Consider the following 21,652-nt stretch of genomic DNA (forward strand, 5'->3'; position numbering starts at 1 on the left):
TGTGATGAAGAGACTTTTGCTTGCAGCGGCGTTCCTGGGCGTCATGAGCGCGTCGGCAATGGCGGCCGAATTGCCGCCTGAAATCGCAAAGCGCGGCAGCATCAAGGTGGCGGTCGTGCCGAATTATCCGCCGATGGAGTTCCGCGATCCCGCCACCAACGCGCTTTCCGGCTTCGACGTCGATCTCGGTGAAGCCATCGGCCGCAAGCTCGGCGTCAAGATCGAATGGACCGAGACCAGCTTTGCCGAGTTCATGCCCTCGATCTCGACCGGGCGGGTGGATGCCATCCTGTCCGGCTTCACCGACTATGCGAGCCGGCACGAGGTCGCGACCTTCGTCGATTATTTGCGCAGCGGCCCGCAGTTCTTCGTGCAGGCGTCGCGCAAGGCGGAATTCAAGGATGCGGTATCGCTGTGCGGCAAGAAGGTCGGCTCCAGCCGCCGCACCATGTTCCCGGCCCAGATCACCGCGTGGAGCGAGAAGAACTGCGGCAGCAATCCGATCCAGGTCGTCGGCACCGACGGCTCGGCCGATGCGCGCACCCAGCTGCGGCAGGGCCGCATCGATGCCGCCGCCCAGGGCAACGAAACGCTGCCCTACATCATGGACCTCGAGCCCAACACCTATGCGACCGTGGGCGAGCCCATCGCACAGCAATTCACCGGCATTGCTCTGCCGGTGAAGGAGAAGGCATTGCAGCAGGCAATGCTGGAAGCCGTCGACGCACTGATCGCGGACGGCACCTACAAGACGCTGCTGGCGAAGTGGAAATTGAGCGACAACGCAATCGAGAAGGCGACCATCAATGCTGGACAGTAAGGCACTCCAGAGCATTCCGCTCGTTCCGGCCAACACCGCGGGTCCCGCGCCCGAATATCCCTGGCCGAAGCCGTGCACATCCGCGATGTTCCTGTCGTTCGACGTGGACGCCGAGAGTGCCTGGACCAGCAAGGACGCAGGTCATGCGCAGCGGCTCATCACCATGAGCTATGGCGGCTATGAGGCGCGCGTCGGCACGCCGAAGCTGCTGGAGCTGCTCGGCCAGCTCGATCTCAAGGCGACGTTCTTCGTCACGGGGTGGTCGGTCGACGCGCATCCGGCGATGGCGGAATCCATCTTGAAGGCCGGTCACGAGATCGGACATCACGGCTATCACCATCTGCTGCCGGATCCCGGCGATCCCTGGATCGAGGAGGAGCTGGAGCGCGGCTTCGAGGCTTTGAAGCGCCGGCTCGGCGTCAAGCCGACCGGCTATCGCGCGCCCTATGGCGAGTTCACGGAGGAACTGCGCGTCGCGCTGGTGCGGCACGGTATCGTCTATACGTCCTCGTTCCGCGACGACGTCAGGCCCTATCGCCATCGCCTCGCCGACGGCAAGCCCGGCACGATCGAGCTGCCGGTCACCGCGAGCTATGACGACTGGATGCACGGCCTGTCCGCGCGTTTCAGCCCGCGCTCGATCTTTCCTAGGGAGCACGTGCTCTCGATGTGGAAGGACGAGCTGGATGAGGTCCGCGACTGGGGCGCGATGGTGACGACCGTGCTGCATCCGCAATGCAGCGGCCGCCCGATGCGGCTGCGTCTGCTGCGCGAGTTCCTGACTTACGCAAAGTCGTGCCCGGATGTCTGGATCACCACCGGCGAGAACATCGCGAAAAACTTCCTGCGTCACGAAGCGGGTCACCGATAATGTCGATCTCCCGCCGTTCGCTCCTCAAGGCTGGCGTGGCCCTGCCGGCGTTGTCGCTGCCGGGTATCGTCCGCGCTGAATCGCAATCCACGCTGCGCTTCATCCCCGTCATCGATCTCGCCTTCGTCGATCCCATCTATTCGACGGCACAGGTGTCGCGAAACCACGGCTTCATGGTTTACGACACGCTGTACGGCATGAGCGCCTCGCTCCAGGTCTCGCCGCAGATGCTGTCGGGCCACGCCATCTCCGCGGACCAGCTGCAGTGGGACCTCACGCTTCGTGATCGTCTGTTCTGGCACGACGGCGAGCGCGTGCTCGCCCGCGATTGCGTTGCCAGCATCCGCCGCTGGGCCGCGCGCGACGGCTTTGGCGGCGAGCTGATGGAGGCGACCGCCGAGCTCACCGCTGCCGACGACCGCACCATCCGCTTCCGTCTGAAGCGTCCTTTTCCGCTGCTGCCGCAGGCGCTCGGCAAGGCCGCGATCAATGCCTGCTTCATGATGCCGGAGCGGCTGGCGAGCCAGGATCCGTTCAAGCCGCTCACGGAGGTGATCGGCAGCGGCCCGTTCCGCTATCTCGCCGACGAGCGCGTACAGGGCGCCCGCAACGCCTATGCCAAATTCGAGCGCTACCAGCCGCGCACCGACGGCAAGCCGGATTGGACCGCGGGGCCGAAGATCGTGCACTACGATCGCGTGGTCTGGACCACGACGCCCGATGCCGGCACCGGCGTTGCCGCGCTCCAGACCGGCGAGCAGGATTGGCAGGAGACCACGCCGCACGATCTCTTGCCGGTGATCAAGGCCGCCGGCGATATCGAGACGCGCATCCTCGATCCCAGAGGCTACGCCTGCATGCTGCGCCTCAACCACCTGCAGCCGCCGTTCGACAATCCCGCCATCCGCCGCGCGCTCCTGGGGGCGATCGACCAGTCCGCGTTCATGACCGCCGTCGCCGGCACCGATCCGGCGTTCCAGGTCTCGCCGGTCGGCTATTTCGCACCCGGTACGCCGATGGCGAACGACGTCGGCCTCGACGTGTTCCGCGGCCCGCGCGACTACGCCAAGGTCAAGGCTGACCTCAAGGCCGCCGGCTATAACGGCGAGAAGATCGTGCTGCTCGTTCCGACCAACTCGCTGGCGCAAAAGCCGCTTGGCGAGATCGCGGTGGACTCGTTGCGCAAGGCCGGCATGAACGTCGAATATGCCGGCCTCGATTTCGCCGTGGTGCTGCAGCGCCAGCTGAAGAAGGATCCGCTTCCGCAGGGCGGCTGGAGCGCCGCGGTCGGCAACTGGCAGGGCATCGACTGGCTCAACCCGGCCGGCAACACCAACATCCGCGGTGAAGGCAAGGTCGCCGGCTGGTACGCGAGCACGAAGATGGGCGAGTTGCGCAGCCAGTGGCTGGCGGCCTCCGAGCTCGCCGAACAGCAGCGCATCTGCCGCGAAGTCCAGAGGGTGGCGTTCGAGGAAATCCCCTATATTCCGATCGGCCTCTACAAGCAGCCGACGGCCTATCGCAAGGCCATCACCGGCATTCTCGACGGCACCGCCGTGTTTTGGAACGTGCGCCCCGCATGAGCACCACAGCCATCTTCGGCAGCTATGTGCTGTCACGCAAAGACGGCGCGCAGGATGTCTTGCGCGACCACTGGGTTCTGGTCGTAGGCAAGAAGATTGCGGCGATCACGCGCGACAAGCCGCGCGCCGATCAGGTCTATGATCGCCCAGGCCGCTTCGTCCTGCCGGGTCTGCTCAACCTGCACAATCATTGCTTCTCGGAAGCGGTGGCGCGCAGTCACACTGAGGACGGCAACGGCCGCAAGAACAACCAGAGCATCGTCTACACGGTGCTGCTGCCGCTGACCAAGCGCGGCGCCGATATCCTGTCGGCGGAGGAGCGGCTTGCGGTGGCGCGGCTCGGCATCCTCCAGCTGCTCAAGGGCGGCGCCACCACGGTGATGGAGCCGTTCCGCAACTCGATCCCCGAGATGTTCGACGCGGCGGAGGAGATGGGCATCCGCTTCTATGGCGCGCCCTATCTGTTCTCGACGTCCGACGCCAAGGCCGGGCCGGATGGTGTGGTCCAATATTCCGGCGATGACGGCGCCGGGGATATGGCGACGTGGGACGCGCTCTATCAGCGCTGGAATAATCGCGGCGACGGCCGCATCAGCCTTGCCATGAGCCCGCATGCCACCGACACTTGCGGCCCCGATCTGCTCAAGGCCTGCGCCGCCCGGGCGCGCGAGCTTGGCGTACCCATCACCACGCACATGGCGCAGAGCCGCGCCGAGGTCGAGACCATCGGCAAGCGTCATGGCGGCCGCACCCCGGCGCAATATCTGGACTGGCTCGGCCTACTCGCCCCCGATCTGATGGCGGCGCATTGCATGTTCTCGAGCGACGACGATCTCAAGCTGATGGCCGCGCGCGGCATGACCGTCTTGAACTGCCCGCGCGTGTTCGCGCGCGCTGGGATCACCGCGGCGTTCAGCCGCTTCGCCGCGCACGGCGTCCGCACCGTGGTCGGTACCGACGGCTACAACATGGACCTGCTCGGCGAGCTCAATGCGGCGTCGCTGATCTCCAAGATCATTTCGGCGCGCCCCGACGTCGCGAACTCTCCCGAGCTGATCGAAGCGAACACGACGGTGGCCGCCGACGTCATCAAGCGGCCGGATCTCGGCCGCATCGAGCCGGGCGCGACGGCCGATCTCACCGTCGTCGATCTCACCCATCCGCATCTGCAGCCGCTGTTCGACCCGCGGCGCGCGCTGATCGCACTCGCCAACCGCGCCAATATCGATCAGGTCATGGTCGATGGTCGCGTGCTGGTCGATGAGGGACGCTATCTCGGCGCGGACGAAGCTGCGATTATTGCGGCGGGCACCGCCGCGATCGGCAAGATCTGGGACCTGCCGGAGGCGCAGGCCGCGTTCAACGGCTGACCCCGACTTCGTCATCCTCAAACTCCGCCAGCGCCTTGCGCATGGTCTCGACAAGGTCCAGCGCCACCGGCGACGGGCTGCGCTGCGCAGGAAACACCGCGGAGAATTCGAAATCGATGCGCGGCAGGAAGCGGCGCACGACGACGCCGCGCGTTGCAAATTCCTGCGCCGTGAAGGGATCGCAGATCGCGACGCCAAGGCCCGACGACACCATGCCGCACATGATCTCCGACAGCGTGGTCTCGACGCGCAGCACGCGGCGGACATCGTGGCGGTGGAAGACCTGGTCGACGAGATGCCGGCTCGAGGATCCCGCCGACAGCGAGATGAAGGTCTCGCCCTCGAAATCGCGCGGCTCCAGCACTTCCTTCTCCGCGAGGCGATGACCGGTCGGCAGCACTGCGACGCGCGCTGGCGCCGGCAGTCTCTGGCTCGGCAGACCGGAATGCGCGATCGGCACCTCGGCAAAGCCGACGTCACATTGATTGTTCAGCACCCAGTCGACCACGATCGGCGAGATGACACCGAAGAAGGCGAGGTTGAGGTTGGGCCGCTCCTTCAGGAAGTGACCGGTGAGCCGCGGCAGATAGCCGTTCGACAGCGCTGGCAGTGCTGCGATGCGCAGCGAGCCCGTGCGGCGGCCACGGATTTCTTCCGCCGCCGCGGTGATGCGTTCGAGGCCGACGAAGGAGCGCTCGACCTCGGTGTAGAGCGCCATCGCCGCGGCGGTCGGCACCAGACCGGTGCCGCGCCGCTCGAACAGCTCCATTTTGAGCAGGGCCTGGAGGTCGCGCAGCAAGCGGCTGACGGCCGGCTGCGTCACCTTCATCAGCGCCGCCGCCTCGGTCACGCTGCCAGTCAGCATCGTCGCGCGGAAGGCCTCCACCTGCCGCGAATTGATCCGCGCCATCCCCAACCCCATCCATAACATTTCGGCATGCAGAGGATGCCATTATTCATTGGACGATGGAAGCTTGGGTCTGCGATCTTTTTCATCAGGACTGGAGACAGCCCGCTTTTTCAGCAGATTGGAGGGGTTCAAACCTCCAGATCGCGCCAAAACCCACCGAATGGGGGCCGGAGCCCTGATCGGAGAGGGATTCGCGCGGAAGGGAATGCGGCAACGCGCTTCAGCCAAGCGAGACTCGTCGGCACGTCACCTCATTCCGGTATTGGAGATCGGTCCACATGAAGACTTTTCGCCTTCTGACCGCGGTCAGCATCGCAGCGCTCATTGCCGTTCCCTCGGCCGCCTCGGCCCAGCAAAAGACGCTCTACGTCGCCGGCTATGGCGGCTCGTTCGAGAAGACCATCCGCGACGAGGTGATCCCGGCCTTCGAGAAGGAGAACGGCGTCAAGGTCGAATACGTCGCTGGCAACTCCACCGACACGCTGGCCAAGCTCCAGGCCCAGAAGGGCAACCAGCAGATCGACGTTGCCATCGTCGACGACGGCCCGATGTACCAGGCCATCCAGCTCGGCTTCTGCGGCAAGCTCGACGGCCTGCCCGCCGATCTCTACGACACCGCGCGCTTCAAGGACGATCGCGCCGTCGCGATCGGCATCGTCGCTACCGGCCTGATGTACAACACCAAGGTGTTCAAGGAGAAAGGCTGGGCGCCGCCGACCTCGTGGAACGATCTGAAGGACACGAAATACGCAAAACAGCTCGTGATCCCGCCGATCAACAACACCTATGGCCTCGAAGCGCTGGTGATGCTGTCGAAGATGAACGGCGGCGGCGAGACCAACGTCGAGTCCGGCTTCAAGATCTTCAAGGAGCAGATCAATCCGAACGTGCTGGCCTATGAGCCGTCGCCGGGCAAGATGACCGAGCTGTTCCAGTCCGGCCAGGCCGTGATCGCGGTGTGGGGCACCGGCCGCGTGCAGAGCTTCGCCAATACCGGCTTCCCTGTCGACTTCGTCTATCCCAAGGAAGGCGCAGCGACTCTGCTGACCACGGCGTGCCCGATCAACAAGCCCAACGCTTCGCCGCTGGCTGCGAGCTTCGTCAAGATGCTGCTCGATCCGAAAACCCAGCTCGTGATGCTGAAGGATTACGGCTACGGCCCGGTGCTGAAATCGCTGGTGATCCCGCCCGAGCTCGGCAAGATGGCGCCGATCGGCGAGCGCGCGGCCAAGCTCTACAATCCGGACTGGACCGTCATCAACGAGAAGCGCGAGGAGTGGACCAAGCGCTGGAATCGCGAGGTCGAACGCTGATCGGTCGCCGCGGAGACAGCGTCATGGCCTATCTCGAGCTCGATCGGGTCGCAAAGCAGTTCGGCACGCAGACCGTGGTCGATGACTTCAGCCTGTCGGCGGGGAAGGGGGAGTTCATCTCCTTCCTCGGCCCGTCCGGCTGCGGCAAGACCACGACGCTGCAGATGATCGCGGGCTTCCTCGATCCGACACGCGGTGCGATCCGGCTCGAGGGCAAGGACCTGACCGCGATCCATCCGGCCAAGCGCGGCCTCGGCATCGTGTTCCAGAGCTACGCGCTGTTTCCGCACATGACCGCGGCGGAGAACGTCGCCTTCGGCCTGGAGATGCGTGGCGTGCCGCGCGCTGAAAGGTCCGAACGCGTCCGCGCCGCACTCGCGATGGTGGGCCTCGCCGGATACGAGGACCGTCACCCCCGCCGCATGTCCGGCGGCCAGCAGCAGCGCGTGGCGCTGGCGCGTGCGCTGGTGATCAAGCCGAGCGTGCTGCTGCTCGACGAGCCGCTGTCCAACCTCGACGCCAAGCTGCGCGAGGAGATGCAGATCGAGCTGCGCCAGATCCAGCGCACCGTCGGCACCACCACGATCCTGGTCACGCACGACCAGAACGAGGCGATGTCGCTGTCCGACCGTATCGTGGTGATGAGCCAGGGCAAGATCGAGCAGATCGGCACGCCGCAGCAAACCTATGAGAAGCCGGCCTCGGCCTTCGTCTCGCAATTCCTCGGCAAGACCAACGACTTTGCCGGAATGATCGACCGGACCGTGGCGCCGACGCAACTGGTGGCCGGCTCCTGGCGCGCACCGGCGCCGGCGGGGCTTGGCGGTCCCGTGACCGTCAGTGTGCGTCCCGAAAGAATCGGCTTCGGCGATACGGGGCTCAGCGCAAAGATCATCACGCGCATCTTCCAGGGCAATCACTGGCTGTTCCAGTGCGACAGCGAATGCGGCCCGGCGATCGTGATCCGCCAGAACGACGGCAAAGCGCAGCCGGCCGAAGGCGACGCGGTTCGCCTCACCTGGCGGCCCGAGGACATGAGCGTGCGCGCGAGGGCCGGCGCATGAGCATGGCGGCCGAGGAGCGCAGCCTGCGCGCGCCGTGGGTGCTGACCGCGCCCGCTTTGATGCTATTCGTCGGCGTGCTGCTGATTCCGCTGGCGATGACGGTGATGCTGTCGTTCCACGATTGGGGCCAGTACAAGGGCATCGAGCCGGTCTTCATCCTCAAGAACTGGCACGAGATCGCGACCGATCCCTATTACGCCGAGATGTTCTGGCGGACCTTCCGCATCGCGATCCTGACCACGCTGCTCACGGCGCTACTCGGGGCACCCGAAGCCTATATCCTCAACCGCATGAGCGGCCGCTGGAAGAGTTTTTTCCTGCTGGTCATTCTCGGGCCGCTTCTCATCTCCGTGGTGGCGCGCACGCTGGGCTGGGCCCTGCTGTTTGGCGGCAACAACGGGCTGGTCAACAAGCTCCTGATGTCACTCGGGCTAATCGGCTCCCCCATTCCCTTCATGTTCACCGAAACAGGCGTGGTGATCGCGCTCGCGCATGTGATGATGCCGTTCATGGTGCTCTCGGTGTGGGCGGCGCTGCAGCGGCTCGATCCGCAGATCGAGAATGCCGCGATGTCGCTCGGCGCGGGCTCTGCGACCATCATCCGCCGCATCATCATGCCCCAGATCATGCCGGGCGTGCTGTCGGGCGCCATCATCGTGTTCTCGCTCTCGGCCAGCGCCTTCGCAACGCCTGCGATCATCGGCGGCCGCCGGCTCAAGGTCGCGGCAACGCTCGCCTATGACGAATTCCTCAACACCCTGAACTGGCCACTCGGTGCCGCCGTCGCGACGCTGCTGCTGGCCGCACTGGTGCTGATCGTCGTCGGCAGCAACGCGCTGATCGAGCGCCGCTATGCGGAGGTGTTCCGATGAGCCGGAACGGACCGCTCGCGCTGATCTTCCACACCGTCTTCGTCATCGTCATGGTGGCGCCAATCTTGGTGGTCTGTCTTGTCGCCTTCACGCCCGAAGGTTTTCTGTCGCTGCCGACCAACGGGTTTTCGCTGCGCTGGTTCAGGACCATCGCGAACTACCCCGAGTTCATCCATGCATTCTGGGTCAGCCTCGGCCTTGGCGCGCTGTCCTCGCTCGTGGCGCTCCTGTTCGCGGTGCCGGCGGCGCTCGCAATCGCGCGCTATCGTTTCCGCGGCCGTGATGCGCTGGCGGCGCTGTTCCTGTCGCCGCTGATGATCCCGCACGTCGTGCTCGGCATCGCCTTCCTGCGCTTCTTCACCTCGGCGGGACTAGGCGGAAGCTTTGCCGCGCTGATCATCGCCCATGTCATCATCGTGTTCCCGTTCGCGCTGCGGCTGACGCTGGCGGCGGCGACCGGCATGGACCGCACGGTCGAGATGGCGGCGGTCTCGCTCGGCGCCGGCGGCTGGACGCTGTTTCGCCGCGTGACCTTGCCGCTGATCCTGCCCGGCGTCATCAGCGGCTGGGCGCTCGCCTTCATCCAGTCCTTCGACGATCTCACCATGACCGTCTTCCTTGCTGCGCCAGGGACCGAGACGTTGCCGGTCCGCATGTTTCTCTACATCCAGGACAACATCGATCCGCTTGTGACGTCGGTCTCGGCCTGCGTGATCGCAATCACCATGGCCGCCCTCATTCTGCTCGACCGCTTCTACGGGCTCGACCGTGTGCTCGCCGGCAAGGGCGATACGGGACGATAGGAGAACTCATGCCAGGAGAATACGACGTCGCCGTCGTCGGCGGCGGATTGCTCGGCTCCGCCATTGCCTGGGGCCTCGGCCGGCTCGGCAAGAAGGTCGCCGTGCTCGACGAAGGCGACATCACCAAGCGCGCCTCGCGCGCGAACTTCGCGCTGGTGTGGGTGCAGAGCAAAGGGCTCGGCATGCCTGCCTATACGCGGTGGACCGTGCAGGCCTCGCAAGCGTGGGGCCGGCTGGCCTCCGAGCTGAAGCAGCAGACGGGCCTCGACGTCGCCCTGCAGCAGAACGGCGGTTTTCATCTTACGCTCGGCGAGGACGAGTTCGGCCAGCGCACCGAGCTCGTCAAGCGCATGCACAACCAGGTCGGCGCGGCCGACTACAAGATGGAGATGCTGCGGCCGTCCGAGGTGAAGAAGGCACTACCGCTGATCGGCCCCGAGGTCTCCGGCGGCAGCTATTGTCCGCTCGACGGCCACGTCAATTCGCTGCGCACTTTCCGCGCCTTCCACACCGGCTTCATTGCGTTCGGCATCGACTATTTTCCGGAGCGCCCGGTCTCGGCGATCAGCAAGAGCGGCGGCGAATTTCGCCTGACCACGCCGCAGGGCGAGCTGCGTGCCGCCAAGATCGTGCTTGCCGCCGGCAATGCCAACCAGACGTTGGCGCCGATGGTCGGCCTCTTTGCGCCGATGGGCCCGACTCGCGGCCAGGTCGTCGTGACCGAGCGCACCATGCCGTTCCTGCCGCATCCGCTGACCACGATCCGCCAGACCGACGAGGGCACGGTGATGATCGGCGACAGCAAGGAGGACGAGGTCGATGATCGCACGCTGAAGCCGTCGATCAGCGGCGTCATGGCCGATCGCGCGCAGCGCATGTTTCCGCATCTGGCGCGGCTCAACGTGGTCAGGAGCTGGTCCGGCATTCGCGTCATGCCGCAGGACGGCTTTCCGATTTACGACCGGTCGGAGACGCATCCCGGCGCCTTCGTCGCCTGCTGCCATTCCGGCGTGACGCTCGCCTCCAACCACGCCTTCGAGATCGCGCGCATGGTGGCGCAGGGCGCGCTCGAGCCGGAGCTGGTCGGCGCGTTCTCAGCCAGCCGCTTTGGCGGCGCAGGCGCGGCGAACAGCAGCGGCTACTAGAGATTCTGAGAAGGAGCCAAGAGGCATCCCCATGTTCAAGCGATCCGAACAGGACAACCGGCCAGAGGTGCAGATCTTCGTCGACGGCGTCGCCGTCGCAGCGCGCCAGGGCGACACCGTCTCTGCCGCGCTGCTGGCCTCGGGCTGCGACGCACGGCGTTCCACCGCTGTCAGCGGCGCGCCGCGTCTGCCCTATTGCATGATGGGCGTCTGCTTCGACTGCCTCGTCACCATCGACGGCGTCGGCAACCGGCAAGGGTGCCTCGTGCCCGTCGCCGAGGGCATGCAGATCGAAATTCAGAAGGGCAAGCGGGAGATCGGAAAATGAGCGTGGCTCCCAAGCGCGAAAACTATGACGTCGTGGTGATCGGCGCCGGGCCTGCCGGCCTTGCTGCTGCCGCAACATCCGCTGAGGCTGGCCTCTCGACGCTGCTGCTCGACGAGAACATCGGCCCCGGCGGTCAGGTGTTCCGTGCGATTTCTTCGACTCCGGTCACCGAGCGCAATCAGCTCGGCGCCGATTATTGGGTCGGGGCCGAGCTCGTGCAGTCGCTGCGCGCGAGCAGCGCGGAAGTCATCCAGCGTGCGACTGTCTGGAGCCTCGACCGCAATCTCGATATTGCCGTCTCGATCGGCGGCGCCTCGGCCTTCGTCAAGGCGAAACGCGTGATTCTCGCGACCGGCGCGCTGGAGCGGCCCTTCCCAATTCCCGGCTGGACGCTGCCGGGCGTGATGACCGCGGGCGCGGCGCAGACCATGCTGAAGTCCTCGGCGCTGGTGCCCGACGGACGCACGGTGATCGCAGGGCAGGGGCCGCTGCTGTGGCTGCTCGCCGCGCAGATCCTGCGGCTTGGCGGCCGCATCGATCGTATTCTAGACACCACCGAGCGCGGCAATTATTTCGCCGCGCTGCCGCATGCCTTCGCGTTCCTGACCTCGCCCTATTTCGCCAAGGGCCTGTCGATGGTGCGCGAAGTGAAGGCAAAGGTGCAGGTCGTCTCTGGCGTCACCGAGCTTGCGGCTTCCGGTGATGGCCAGCTTGCCAGCGTGAGCTATGTCGCCGGCGGCAAGCGCGAGACCATTCCCGCCGATCTGTTGCTGCTGCATCAGGGTGTCGTGCCCAACGTCAATCTGGCGATGTCCGCCGGCATCGAGCATCGCTGGGATGATCTGCAGCTCTGCTGGTCGCCGGTGCTGGACGCGAGCGGCAATTCGTCGGTCGCCGGCATCGCGATCGCCGGTGACGGGGCCGGCATCGGCGGCGCGAGTGCAGCCGTGGTGCGCGGTCGCATTGCCGCGCGCGCCGCGGTCGAAGCACTGGCGCCCGCTTCTGCCGCAAAACTTCCCGCAATGGCGACGCTCCGTTCCGACCTCGCCAAGGCCGAGCGTGGCCGCCTGTTTCTCGACACGCTGTTCCGCCCCGCGCCGCACTTCCGCGTTCCCTCGGGCGATACTATCGTCTGCCGCTGCGAGGAGGTGACCGCGAAGGACGTGCTCGATTCCGTCGCGATCGGCGCGACCGGACCGAATCAGCTCAAGGCCTATCGCCGCACCGGCATGGGCCCGTGCCAGGGCCGGCTCTGCGGCCTCACCGTCACCGAGCTGATGGCGCAGGCGCGCGGCAAGACCCCGCAGGAGATCGGTTACTACCGCCTGCGCGCGCCGGTGAAGCCGATCACGCTGGCCGAGCTCGCCGCCGTTCCGAAGAGCGAGGCCGACGTCAAGGCCGTGGTGCGCGGATGAGCACAAACGTGGATGCGATCGTCATTGGCGGCGGCATCCACGGGTGCTCGACCACGCTGCATCTGTGTCTCGCCGGCCTGAAGCCGGTGTTGATCGAAAAGGACTATGCCGGCCGCCACGCCTCGGGCGTCAACGCCGGTGGCGTTCGTCAGCTCGCCCGGCACATCCCGGAGATCCCGCTGTCGATCCGCTCGATGGGAATCTGGGAGAAGATTTCGGAGCTCCTCGACGACGATTGCAGCTTTGAGAGCTACGGCCAGGTTCTCGTCGCTGAGAACGAGGACGAGCTCGCGGCCTGCCGCGCGCGGGTCGCCGAGCTCAACGCACTGGGCTTCACCCACGAAGAGCTGATCGGCGCCGCCGAACTGCGCCGGCTGGTGCCGGCGGTGGCCGAGACCTGTCCCGGCGGCGTGGTCTCGCGCCGGGATGGCGCGGCTAATCCGGCGCAGACGACGACGGCGTTCCGCCGCAAGGCCGAGCAGTTAGGTGCGACCGTGCGCGAAGGCGTCGCGGCCGGCAACATCCGCCACAACGACGGTCTCTGGCACGTCGATGCGGGTTCGGAGAGCTTTGCCGCGCCGGTGCTGGTTAATGCGGCCGGCGCCTGGGCGGGCAGGATCGCGGCTGATCTCGGCGAGCCGGTGCCGGTCGAGACCGTGGCGCCGATGCTGATGATCACTTCGCGCGTTCCGCACTTCATCGACCCCGTCGTGATCCTGCGCGGCCGGAAGCTGTCCTTCAAGCAGTTCAAGAACGGCACCGTGCTGATCGGCGGCGGCCATCTGGCTACGCCTTATCAGGACCGCAACGAAACGGTGCTGGACTGGAAGAGCCTTGCGACCAGCGCGCAGATCGTGTTCGAGCTGTTTCCGGTGATGCGTAGCGCCACCATCGTTCGCGCCTGGGCCGGCATCGAAGCCAAGATGAAGGACGACATTCCCGTGTTCGGGCCGAGCTCGCGTCACAAGGGCCTCTATCACCAGTTCGGCTTCTCGCTGCACGGTTTCCAGCTCGGCCCTGGCGCCGGCGCCGTGATGGCGGAGCTGATCGTCAACGGCGGCACCCAGACCCGCATCAGTGATCTCGGCATCGACCGCTTCCACCCTTCCGCACTCTAGCATGATCCGAATAGCCGAAAAGATCATGCTCAAACAAAGGAACAAGAGGACATCATGAGCATCACCCGCAGCATCCGCACGCCCATCATGCACCGCGCCGTCGAAGCCAATGGCTTCGTCTTCCTCGGCGGCACGATCGCCGACGACACCTCGGTCTCGATGGGTGAGCAGACCCGCAACATCCTCGGCAAGATCGCCGGCTATCTGAAGGAGGCGGGAACCGACAAGTCGCGCGTGGTCAGCGCCTCGATCTTCGTCACCGATCTCTCCAAGAAGAAGGAGATGGACGCGGCCTGGACCGAATTCTTCGGCGACAATCTGCCGACCCGCGCCACCGTCGGCGTCGCCGATCTCGGCGGCGGCGCGCTAATTGAGGTGGTGGTGACCGCGCTCAAGGGCTGATGGCGCACGGCGAGGAAGGACGACAGCGCCCATCACGCTGTTGCCTCCTCGTGCCGCGCCTTGATCTCGCCCTTTGATGGGACTAGTTAGAGAATTCCTCAATCAGGATCTTCGCAGCCATGGATTTCACCCCGACCGCAACGCCCATCCGCCTTGCTCACGGGGAACTCCATGCCCGCTTCAATCATCCTGTCGAACTTGTCGCTGTCCACGCCTGACGGCCGCTCTCTCTTCTCAAACCTCGATCTGACATTCGGCGCCGAGCGAACTGGTCTCGTCGGCCGTAACGGCGTTGGCAAGACGACGCTGCTTGCGTCGATGCTCGGAGAACATATTCCTCAGTCGGGACGCGTTCTGATCAACGGCACTATCGGCTTGTTACGCCAGGACGTGCAGGTTCTTGCCGGCGCGACCGTGGCGGATATGTTCGGTGTGCGGCCAGCGCTCGAGTTGCTGCGCCGTGCCGAGCGGGGCGACGCCTCCGCCGACGAGGTCGCTGCGGTCGACTGGACGCTCGAGACGCGGCTTGGGGCCGCGCTGGCGCGCCTCGGGTTCGATCCGTCTCCCGATACGGAGCTGTCGTGCCTGTCCGGTGGCCAGATCACGCGGGTTCGTCTCGCCGCGCTGGTGTTCGCTGCGCCTGACTTCCTGCTGCTGGACGAGCCCACCAACAATCTCGACCAGGACGGACGCAAGGCCGTCACCGATCTGCTGGCTGCCTGGCGCGGCGGCGCGATTATCGTCAGCCACGACCGGACACTGCTCGACACCATGGATGCGATCGTCGAGCTGACGTCGCTCGGCGCGACACGATATGGCGGCAATTGGAGCAGCTTTCGAACGCAGAAGGCCATCGAGCTCGCGGCTGTGAGGCACGATCTCGCGCTTGCCGAGAACCGCCTGTCCGAGATCGACGGGAGGGCGCAGGAGGCCGCGGAGAAGAAAGCGCGCAAGGACAGCGGCGGCAGAAAGAAGCGCGCCAAGGGCGACATGCCGCGCATCCTGGCCGGCGCCCGCAAGGATCGCAGCGAGGACACCGGCGGCAAGAATGCGCAAATCGCCGAGCGGCAGCGCGCGGAAGCACTTCAAGCCATCGACACGGCGCGCCGGCGCATCGAGGTTCTTCAGCCGCTCTCGGTCAAATTGCCCGCAACCGACCTGCCGGCGGGGAGGGAGGTGCTTTGGCTTGACGGTGTCAGCGCTGGCTTTCGGCCGGAGCAGCCTGTCCTGCGCGACCTCTCATTTGCGGTGGTCGGGCCGGAGCGCGTCGCGCTGGTCGGGCCCAATGGCTCCGGCAAGACGACGCTGCTGAAGCTCATCGTGGGCGAGCTGCGTCCGCTTGCGGGCATCGTGCGGGTCAGGCCGGATTTCGCGTTGTTCGACCAGAAGGTCAGCCTGCTCGAACCGGGCGCGCTCCATCCTGGACAATTTTCGGCGTCTCAATCCGAAGGCCGGTGCGAACGAGTGCCATGCCGCGCTGGCCCGGTTCATGTTTCGCGCCGATGCCGCCTTGCAAATCGTCGGGAGCCTGAGCGGTGGGCAAATGTTCCGCGCGGGCCTCGCTTGCGTGCTGGGCGGGCAGCCGCCGCCGTCGCTGCTGATCCTGGACGAGCCGACCAATCATCTCGACTTCGAGTCCATCGAAGCCGTCGAGGCCGGCTTGCGGGCCTATGACGGCGCTCTGCTGGTCGTCAGCCATGACGAGGCGTTCCTGCAGGCGATCGGGATCACGCGGCGGATCGAACTTGCCGCCAATTTGCCGCGCATCGATGGCGGGATCGTCTGATCCCGCCTGGCGCTCTGGATCTGGCTGTGATTACCAAAAGCCCGACGCCCTGCCCCCAGCGCGTCGGGCGGAAAAAATGAGTATAAATCCGTGATCCCAACGCCAGTGTTGTGACGCGGGCCGCATCGATTTTCTACTCCGGGAAACTACCGCATCGGAACTAGGCTTCGTCTGCCCATCGACTGCGCGGCCTACGACGGCGTGCCTCCACCCGGCTCCAGCGCCTCACCGATCTCCAGCGGATGCGCCATGGTCTCGTGCAGCGCGTCGCGGTCGAGCTCGCCTTCGGAGATGCTGATGACCACGCAGGCAACGCCATTTCCGATCAGGTTGGTCAGCGCGCGGCATTCGCTCATGAACTTGTCGATGCCGACCAGGATCGCGATCGACTGGATCGGGATATCAGGCACGATCGACAGCGTCGCGGCGAGCGTGATGAAGCCGGCGCCGGTCACGCCCGAGGCCCCCTTGGAGGTGATCATGGCGATGCCGAGGATGCCGAGCTCCTGCCAGATGGTCAGATGGGTGTTGGTCGCCTGCGCCAGGAACAGCGTCGCCAGCGTCATGTAGATGTTGGTGCCGTCAAGATTGAAGCTGTAGCCGGTCGGGATGACGAGGCCCACCACGGAGCGTGAGGCGCCGAGATGCTCCATCTTCTGGATCATCTGCGGCAGCACGGTCTCGGAGGACGAGGTGCCGAGAACGATCAAAAGCTCGTCCTTGATATAGGCGATGAAGCGCAGGATCGAGAAGCCGGCGAGCCGGGCGATCGAACCCAGCACGATCAGCACGAACAGGATACTGGTCAGATAGAACGTGCCGATCAGCGCGGCGAGATTGAGCAGCGAGCCGAGGCCGTAGGCGCCGACGGTGAACGCCATCGCGCCGAAGGCGCCGATCGGCGCGACGCGCACGATGATGCGGATGATGCCGAAGAACATCTTCGCCGCCTTGTCGATCGCATCCGCAATAGGCTCGCCGGCCTTGCCGAGAAAGGCGATGGCGAAGCCGGACAGGATTGAGATCAGCAGCACCTGCAAGAGGTCGCCGCGCGCAATGGCGCCGAGATAGCTGTCGGGAATGATCGCCATCAGATGGGCGACGATGCCCTCTTCGTGGGCCTTGGTGACGTAGGTCGCCACCGATTTCGGGTCGATCGTTGCCGGATCGATGTTGAAGCCGTGCCCGGGCTGGAGAATCTCCCCGACCAGAAGGCCGACCGCGAGCGCCACGGTCGAGACCGTCTCGAAATAGATCAGCGACTTCAGCCCGACCCGGCCGACCCGCTTCAGATCGCCCATCGAGGAAATGCCGTGCACCACGGTGCAGAAGATCACGGGCGCGATCATCATCTTGATCAGCGCGATGAAGCCGTCGCCGAGTGGCTTCAAGGCCTTGCCGAGATCGGGATAGACATAGCCGATGAGCACGCCGAGTGCGATCGCGATCAGCACCTGGACGTACAGGATCTTGTACCAGGGCTGGTGCCGGCGCTGGATGGCTGACGGGATCGCAATCTGTGTCATAATGTAGGCTCGGGAACGGATTGATCGTGCATGATTTGCATCATGTGATGGGCGCCGCAGAAGCGACAATCACGTTTTTGTCTGTTGGCACGACCATCGGTCGTTGCGCCGAACTTGGGTGGAAACATGACGATCGCAACAGGCTCGGACGAGCAGAGCTATTTTCCACGTTGGAAGCTCAAGACCTCGGGCGTGATCATGCCGGAGGAGCGGCTGTCCTGGGGCCAGACCATCGTCTCGGGTCTTCAACATTGCGTCGCGATGTCCGGTGCGACGATCATCGCGCCGCTGTTGATGGGGTTCGATCCCAACGTTGCAGTTCTGTTCTCCGGCGTCGGCACGCTGATCTTCTTCGTCATCGTCGCCGGGCGCGTGCCGAGCTATCTCGGCTCGAGCTTCGCCTTCATCGCCGTCGTCATCGCCGCCACCGGCTATGCCGGGCAGGGGCCGAACCCGAACCTGTCGGTTGCGCTCGGCGGCATCGTCGGCGCCGGAGTGCTGTATGGCCTGATTTCGCTGGTCGTGATGTGGTCCGGTGTCGGCTGGATCGAGCGGCTGCTGCCGCCGGCCGTTACCGGCGCCGTCGTCGCCGCGATCGGCCTCAATCTCGCGCCGGTTGCGGTCAAGGCAGTTAGCGCCAATGCATTCGACACCTGGATCGGCCTCGCCACCGTCTTGATCATCGGCGTGGTCGCCGTTGCAGCACCAGGCCTGTGGCGCCGCCTACCGATCATCCTCGGGGCGCTCGGCGGCTATCTCTTGTACCTGCTGTTCGCGAACGGCCTCGGCTTCGGCAAGCCGATCGACTTCACGCAATTGTCGGCCGCGCCGTGGCTCGGGCTGCCGAACTTCACTGCGCCGAGCTTCCATGCCGATGCGATCTTCCTCATCGCGCCGGTTGCCGTCATTCTCGTTGCCGAGAACCTCGGGCACATCAAGGCCGTTGGCGCCATGACCGGCCGAAGCCTCGATTCTTATCTTGGCCGCGCCCTTTTCGCCGACAGCTTAGCTACCATCGTGGCGGCGTGCGGCGGTGGTACCGGCGTCACCACCTATGCCGAGAACATCGGCGTGATGGCGGCGACCAAGGTCTATTCGACACTGCTGTTTGCGTTCGCAGCCCTGGTGTCGATCCTGCTCGGCTTCTCGCCGAAATTCGGCGCGCTCATCTTGTCCATCCCGGGTCCCGTCATCGGGGGGCTTTCGATCGTGCTGTTCGGATTGATCGCGGCGATGGCCGGACGAATCTGGGTCGAGAACAAGGTCGACTTCGCCAATCCTGCGAACCTCATCACGGTCGCGGTGGCGCTGATCGCAGGGGCCGGCGATCTCACGCTCAAATTCGGTGCATTCACGATCGGCGGCATCGGCACCGCGACGTTCGGCGCGATCATCCTCTATCAGATCTTGACCTCGCCGCGCGCGCAGCGAGCCGACTAGATGCCGGCATCTGCGAGGGATGGAACAAAACGCCGGATCCATCCATGATGATGCATCCCGGAGAAAACACATGCCGCAAACCGAACGCTCGACCCCGTTTCCCTCGCGCCTCGTCGGCCAGTACGCGCTGGTGACCGGCGCCTCACAAGGCATCGGTCGTGCCGTTGCCATCCGGCTCGCCCAGGAAGGCGCGACCGTCGCCATCAATTATTTCGGCAGTCCCGAGGGGGCGGACGAGACGCTCGCGCTCGCACGAGCCGCATCGAGCGATCGCGGCCATGGCAGGCTCGACCATATCGTCGTCAAGGCCGATGTCGGCAATGAGCAGGACATCGCCGCGATGTTCGAGACGGTCCTGGCGCGCTTCAAGCGTCTCGATTGTCTCGTCAACAATGCCGGCTTCCAGCGGGAATCGCCGAGCGAGGCGCTCGACGTCGAAACCTATCGCCGCATCATCGACGTCAACCTGAACGGCGCCGTGCTGTGTGCCCAGAAGGCGCTGGCGCATTTCGTCGCGCGCGGCGCAGGCGGCAGCATCATCAACTGCTCCAGCGTCCACCAGATCATCCCCAAACCCGGCTATCTCGCTTACTCGATCAGCAAGGGCGGCATGGCCAATCTCACGCGCACGCTGGCGCTGGAATTCGCCGGCCAGCGCATCCGCGTCAATGCGGTTGGTCCCGGCGCGATCGACACGCCGATCAATGCGGCCTGGACCGGCGATCCGGAGAAGCGCGGCGTCGTCACCTCCCACATTCCGATGGGGCGCGTCGGCACGCCGGAAGAGATCGCCGCGGTGTTCGCCTTCCTCGCCTCGGAGGACGCCAGCTACATCACCGGGCAGACCATCTATGCCTGCGGGGGCCTGACGCTGTTTCCAGAGTTTCGGGAGAACTGGGCAAGCTGAAAACCGGCTTGGGGTTGCGCGCGCCTCGCGTGGGATAGAGGGGCGCGACCGGTTGGGGGTCTGCGGCGCCGTGTGCTATCGACCGTGGATGGCGCTGCCGCTATTGGCGAGCGCCGACACGTGAAGGGCCCGTGACCACAACCATCAACATCAATGCCTATAGTGACGCGCTGGTGGTCCTCGGCACCGCCGGCGTCGTGGTGCCGATCGTCCGGCATTGGGGCATCAATCCGGTGCTGGGCTATCTCGGGGCCGGCGCCATTCTCGGTCCGCTCGGGCTCGGCTCGCTCGTCAAGGACCTCCCGTTCCTGTACTGGTTCACCGTGACGGACGCGAAGAACGTCGAGGGTATCGCCAATCTCGGCATTGTGTTCCTGCTATTCCTGATCGGGCTCGAGCTGTCTTTCAGACGGCTGATGACGATGCGGCGTCTGGTGTTCGGGCTCGGCGGCCTGCAAGTCCTCGCGACGTCGGCGATGATTTTCGGCGTGGCGCTTCTCTTCGGGCAGAGCTCCGATACGGCCGTGATCCTCGGCGCGAGCCTTGCGCTGTCCTCGACGGCGATCGTGCTCGAGCTCCTGTCCGCCGAGAGGCGGCTTTCCACCTCGGCTGGGCGCGCCAGCTTCTCGGTGCTGCTGGCTCAAGACCTCGCAGTCGTCCCCATTCTGGTTTTCGTCTCGGTGCTCGGCGCGGGAAGCGGTGGCTCGGTCGTGGCGCATATCTCCAGTGCGGTCCTGAAGGCGGTGCTAGCGGTAGCCTTCCTCACGCTGGTCGGACGGCTATTGATGCGTCCGCTCTTCCAGATGGTTGCAGGCACCCATTCGACGGAGTTGTTCGTTGCCGCGACCCTGTTCGTCATTGTCGGCGCAGGGCTTGCCGCCCACCAGGCCGGCCTGTCGATGGCGCTCGGAGCCTTCGTTGCAGGACTGATGCTGGCGGAGACCGAGTATGGCAAGGCCATCGAGGCCACCGTGGAGCCGTTCAAGGGCCTGCTGCTGGGCATCTTCTTCTTCACCGTCGGCATGGCCATCGACGTCCGCGTGTTCCTGCGCGAGCCCGTCTGGCTGCTGGCCGCCGTCGTCGGCATTCTCGTCGGCAAGGCGATCGTGCTCATCATCCTGGGGCGCCTCTTCAGGCTGTCATGGCCGGCGGCGATCGAGATCGGCTTCCTGCTGGGCCCCGTCGGCGAATTCGCCTTCGTCAGCATCGGAATGGCGGCGGCCGGAGGCATGATCGAGCCCCGCGTGTCGAGCTTTGCCGTCGCCGTGACCGCCGTGACGATGGCCCTGACGCCGCTTCTGAGCATTCTTGGACGAAAATTGGCCGCGAAACTGAGCAGCGAACGCACGCCCGATCCCGAACTCGCGGTGCGGCCGCCCGGCGACCGCGCGCACGCCATCGTGGTCGGCTATGGCCGTGTTGGGAAGGTGGTCTGCTCCCTGCTGACCAGCCATGGCCTGAACTACATCGCAGTCGATCACGCGGCCGTCGACGTGGCGCGTGATCGCCGCGACGGTCACAAGGTCTATTTTGGCGATGCGACAGAGCCGGGTTTCCTCGAAGCCTGCGGCTTGATGCAGACGACCGGCGTGATCATCACCATCCAGTCGCGGCCGGCGATCGATGCCGTCGTCGAGCGGGTCCGGGCGGTGCGGCCGGACGTGCTGATCGTCTCGCGTGCGCGGGATGCCGATCATGCCCGGCACCTCTACGCGATCGGCGCAACCGATGCGGTGCCGGAAACCATCGAGGCGAGCCTGCAGCTCTCCGAAGCCGCACTGGTCGGCCTCGGCGTTGCGGTCGGGCATGCGATCGCCTCCGTGCACGAGAAGCGGGACGAGTTCAGGCTGACGCTGCAGCAGGCCGCGCGGATCGCGGGACAAGAGAAAGCTCGTCCGCTCGATCTCACGGGACGGCGGTCGCCGCGATAACGGCTATGCGGCCGCCATGCGCCGGGATTGTCGTCATCTGGCAAAACG

At 65.4% G+C, this 21,652-nt stretch carries 18 protein-coding genes and 1 pseudogene; 17 read left to right on the forward strand and 2 right to left on the reverse strand.

Features of this window, described 5'->3' with window-relative positions:
- Positions 1-4: 4 nt before the first annotated feature.
- The 4 genes from ABIA45_RS33515 to ABIA45_RS33530 are packed head-to-tail and all read left to right on the forward strand — an operon-like array spanning position 5 to position 4,644.
- On the forward strand, positions 5-820 hold the full coding sequence (locus ABIA45_RS33515) for an ABC transporter substrate-binding protein (protein ID WP_404654883.1): 816 nt from the start codon (positions 5-7) through the stop codon (positions 818-820).
- Positions 807-1,691, forward strand: a complete 885-nt coding sequence (locus ABIA45_RS33520; protein WP_404654884.1) for a polysaccharide deacetylase — start codon at positions 807-809, stop codon at positions 1,689-1,691. The genes ABIA45_RS33515 and ABIA45_RS33520 overlap by 14 nt, the downstream gene beginning before the upstream one ends.
- Complete coding sequence (locus ABIA45_RS33525) at positions 1,691-3,274, forward strand: ABC transporter substrate-binding protein (RefSeq protein ID WP_404654886.1); 1,584 nt, start codon at positions 1,691-1,693, stop codon at positions 3,272-3,274. Before ABIA45_RS33520 ends, ABIA45_RS33525 begins: the two co-directional genes overlap by 1 nt.
- Positions 3,271-4,644, forward strand: a complete 1,374-nt coding sequence (locus ABIA45_RS33530) for an amidohydrolase family protein (protein WP_404654888.1) — start codon at positions 3,271-3,273, stop codon at positions 4,642-4,644. Before ABIA45_RS33525 ends, ABIA45_RS33530 begins: the two co-directional genes overlap by 4 nt.
- Here the strand turns inward: ABIA45_RS33530 and ABIA45_RS33535 are convergent.
- Positions 4,634-5,554: a LysR substrate-binding domain-containing protein gene (locus ABIA45_RS33535; protein WP_275498028.1), complete on the reverse strand. Its 921-nt coding sequence runs from the start codon at positions 5,552-5,554 to the stop codon at positions 4,634-4,636. The genes ABIA45_RS33530 and ABIA45_RS33535 overlap by 11 nt on opposite strands.
- A 278-nt stretch (positions 5,555-5,832) precedes the next feature.
- On the opposite strand from ABIA45_RS33535, the gene ABIA45_RS33540 reads away from it, so the two are divergent.
- The 10 genes and pseudogenes from ABIA45_RS33540 (at position 5,833) to ABIA45_RS33585 (ending at position 15,800) form a co-directional block, all read left to right on the forward strand.
- Positions 5,833-6,867, forward strand: coding sequence for an ABC transporter substrate-binding protein (locus ABIA45_RS33540; RefSeq protein ID WP_404654890.1), 1,035 nt, complete (start codon positions 5,833-5,835; stop codon positions 6,865-6,867).
- A gap of 23 nt (positions 6,868-6,890) precedes the next feature.
- A complete protein-coding gene (locus tag ABIA45_RS33545) occupies positions 6,891-7,931 on the forward strand; it encodes an ABC transporter ATP-binding protein (protein WP_404654892.1) in 1,041 nt (346 codons plus the stop codon).
- On the forward strand, positions 7,928-8,803 hold the full coding sequence (locus tag ABIA45_RS33550; RefSeq protein ID WP_404654893.1) for an ABC transporter permease: 876 nt from the start codon (positions 7,928-7,930) through the stop codon (positions 8,801-8,803). The genes ABIA45_RS33545 and ABIA45_RS33550 overlap by 4 nt, the downstream gene beginning before the upstream one ends.
- Positions 8,800-9,606: an ABC transporter permease gene (locus ABIA45_RS33555; protein ID WP_404654894.1), complete on the forward strand. Its 807-nt coding sequence runs from the start codon at positions 8,800-8,802 to the stop codon at positions 9,604-9,606. The genes ABIA45_RS33550 and ABIA45_RS33555 overlap by 4 nt, the downstream gene beginning before the upstream one ends.
- A gap of 8 nt (positions 9,607-9,614) precedes the next feature.
- The gene (locus ABIA45_RS33560; protein WP_404654895.1) at positions 9,615-10,751 is read left to right on the forward strand and encodes an NAD(P)/FAD-dependent oxidoreductase; all 1,137 of its coding nucleotides are present in this window, start codon (positions 9,615-9,617) and stop codon (positions 10,749-10,751) included.
- A gap of 31 nt (positions 10,752-10,782) precedes the next feature.
- Positions 10,783-11,079 carry a (2Fe-2S)-binding protein gene (locus ABIA45_RS33565; RefSeq protein ID WP_271542903.1) on the forward strand — a complete coding sequence of 99 codons (297 nt, stop codon included), beginning with the start codon at positions 10,783-10,785 and terminating at the stop codon, positions 11,077-11,079.
- Positions 11,076-12,494, forward strand: a complete 1,419-nt coding sequence (locus ABIA45_RS33570; RefSeq protein ID WP_404654896.1) for an NAD(P)/FAD-dependent oxidoreductase — start codon at positions 11,076-11,078, stop codon at positions 12,492-12,494. Before ABIA45_RS33565 ends, ABIA45_RS33570 begins: the two co-directional genes overlap by 4 nt.
- The gene (locus ABIA45_RS33575; protein ID WP_271542905.1) at positions 12,491-13,612 is read left to right on the forward strand and encodes an FAD-binding oxidoreductase; all 1,122 of its coding nucleotides are present in this window, start codon (positions 12,491-12,493) and stop codon (positions 13,610-13,612) included. The genes ABIA45_RS33570 and ABIA45_RS33575 overlap by 4 nt, the downstream gene beginning before the upstream one ends.
- A gap of 54 nt (positions 13,613-13,666) precedes the next feature.
- Positions 13,667-14,014, forward strand: coding sequence for a RidA family protein (locus ABIA45_RS33580; protein ID WP_028138431.1), 348 nt, complete (start codon positions 13,667-13,669; stop codon positions 14,012-14,014).
- A gap of 171 nt (positions 14,015-14,185) precedes the next feature.
- A pseudogene (locus ABIA45_RS33585) lies at positions 14,186-15,800 on the forward strand (ABC-F family ATP-binding cassette domain-containing protein).
- A gap of 191 nt (positions 15,801-15,991) precedes the next feature.
- On the opposite strand, the gene ABIA45_RS33590 reads toward ABIA45_RS33585, so the two are convergent.
- On the reverse strand, positions 15,992-17,326 hold the full coding sequence (locus ABIA45_RS33590; protein WP_404654897.1) for a dicarboxylate/amino acid:cation symporter: 1,335 nt from the start codon (positions 17,324-17,326) through the stop codon (positions 15,992-15,994).
- A 126-nt stretch (positions 17,327-17,452) separates the two neighbouring features.
- On the opposite strand from ABIA45_RS33590, the gene ABIA45_RS33595 reads away from it, so the two are divergent.
- The 3 genes from ABIA45_RS33595 (at position 17,453) to ABIA45_RS33605 (ending at position 21,604) form a co-directional block, all read left to right on the forward strand.
- Entirely contained in the window at positions 17,453-18,766 is a 1,314-nt protein-coding gene (locus ABIA45_RS33595) for a solute carrier family 23 protein (RefSeq protein ID WP_404545975.1), read from the forward strand.
- 70 nt (positions 18,767-18,836) lie between these two features.
- Positions 18,837-19,673: an SDR family oxidoreductase gene (locus tag ABIA45_RS33600; RefSeq protein ID WP_404545977.1), complete on the forward strand. Its 837-nt coding sequence runs from the start codon at positions 18,837-18,839 to the stop codon at positions 19,671-19,673.
- A 131-nt stretch (positions 19,674-19,804) separates the two neighbouring features.
- Entirely contained in the window at positions 19,805-21,604 is a 1,800-nt protein-coding gene (locus tag ABIA45_RS33605; protein WP_271542910.1) for a cation:proton antiporter, read from the forward strand.
- Positions 21,605-21,652 lie beyond the last annotated feature (48 nt).

This window comes from Bradyrhizobium sp. USDA 336 (assembly GCF_044908355.1).
Classification (GTDB): domain Bacteria; phylum Pseudomonadota; class Alphaproteobacteria; order Rhizobiales; family Xanthobacteraceae; genus Bradyrhizobium; species Bradyrhizobium yuanmingense.

Bases quoted from the DNA above. Each gene is read 5' to 3' on its own strand.
- ABIA45_RS33575 (WP_271542905.1), top strand. From the start codon at position 12,491: ATGAGCACAAACGTGGATGCGATCGTCATTGGCGGCGGCATCCACGGG.
- ABIA45_RS33525 (WP_404654886.1), top strand. From the start codon at position 1,691: ATGTCGATCTCCCGCCGTTCGCTCCTCAAGGCTGGCGTGGCCCTGCCG.
- ABIA45_RS33580 (WP_028138431.1), top strand. From the start codon at position 13,667: ATGAGCATCACCCGCAGCATCCGCACGCCCATCATGCACCGCGCCGTC.
- ABIA45_RS33550 (WP_404654893.1), top strand. From the start codon at position 7,928: ATGAGCATGGCGGCCGAGGAGCGCAGCCTGCGCGCGCCGTGGGTGCTG.
- ABIA45_RS33595 (WP_404545975.1), top strand. From the start codon at position 17,453: ATGACGATCGCAACAGGCTCGGACGAGCAGAGCTATTTTCCACGTTGG.
- ABIA45_RS33515 (WP_404654883.1), top strand. From the start codon at position 5: ATGAAGAGACTTTTGCTTGCAGCGGCGTTCCTGGGCGTCATGAGCGCG.
- ABIA45_RS33565 (WP_271542903.1), top strand. From the start codon at position 10,783: ATGTTCAAGCGATCCGAACAGGACAACCGGCCAGAGGTGCAGATCTTC.
- ABIA45_RS33560 (WP_404654895.1), top strand. From the start codon at position 9,615: ATGCCAGGAGAATACGACGTCGCCGTCGTCGGCGGCGGATTGCTCGGC.
- ABIA45_RS33545 (WP_404654892.1), top strand. From the start codon at position 6,891: ATGGCCTATCTCGAGCTCGATCGGGTCGCAAAGCAGTTCGGCACGCAG.
- ABIA45_RS33590 (WP_404654897.1), bottom strand. From the start codon at position 17,326: ATGACACAGATTGCGATCCCGTCAGCCATCCAGCGCCGGCACCAGCCC.
- ABIA45_RS33535 (WP_275498028.1), bottom strand. From the start codon at position 5,554: ATGGCGCGGATCAATTCGCGGCAGGTGGAGGCCTTCCGCGCGACGATG.
- ABIA45_RS33570 (WP_404654896.1), top strand. From the start codon at position 11,076: ATGAGCGTGGCTCCCAAGCGCGAAAACTATGACGTCGTGGTGATCGGC.
- ABIA45_RS33600 (WP_404545977.1), top strand. From the start codon at position 18,837: ATGCCGCAAACCGAACGCTCGACCCCGTTTCCCTCGCGCCTCGTCGGC.
- ABIA45_RS33540 (WP_404654890.1), top strand. From the start codon at position 5,833: ATGAAGACTTTTCGCCTTCTGACCGCGGTCAGCATCGCAGCGCTCATT.
- ABIA45_RS33555 (WP_404654894.1), top strand. From the start codon at position 8,800: ATGAGCCGGAACGGACCGCTCGCGCTGATCTTCCACACCGTCTTCGTC.
- ABIA45_RS33520 (WP_404654884.1), top strand. From the start codon at position 807: ATGCTGGACAGTAAGGCACTCCAGAGCATTCCGCTCGTTCCGGCCAAC.
- ABIA45_RS33530 (WP_404654888.1), top strand. From the start codon at position 3,271: ATGAGCACCACAGCCATCTTCGGCAGCTATGTGCTGTCACGCAAAGAC.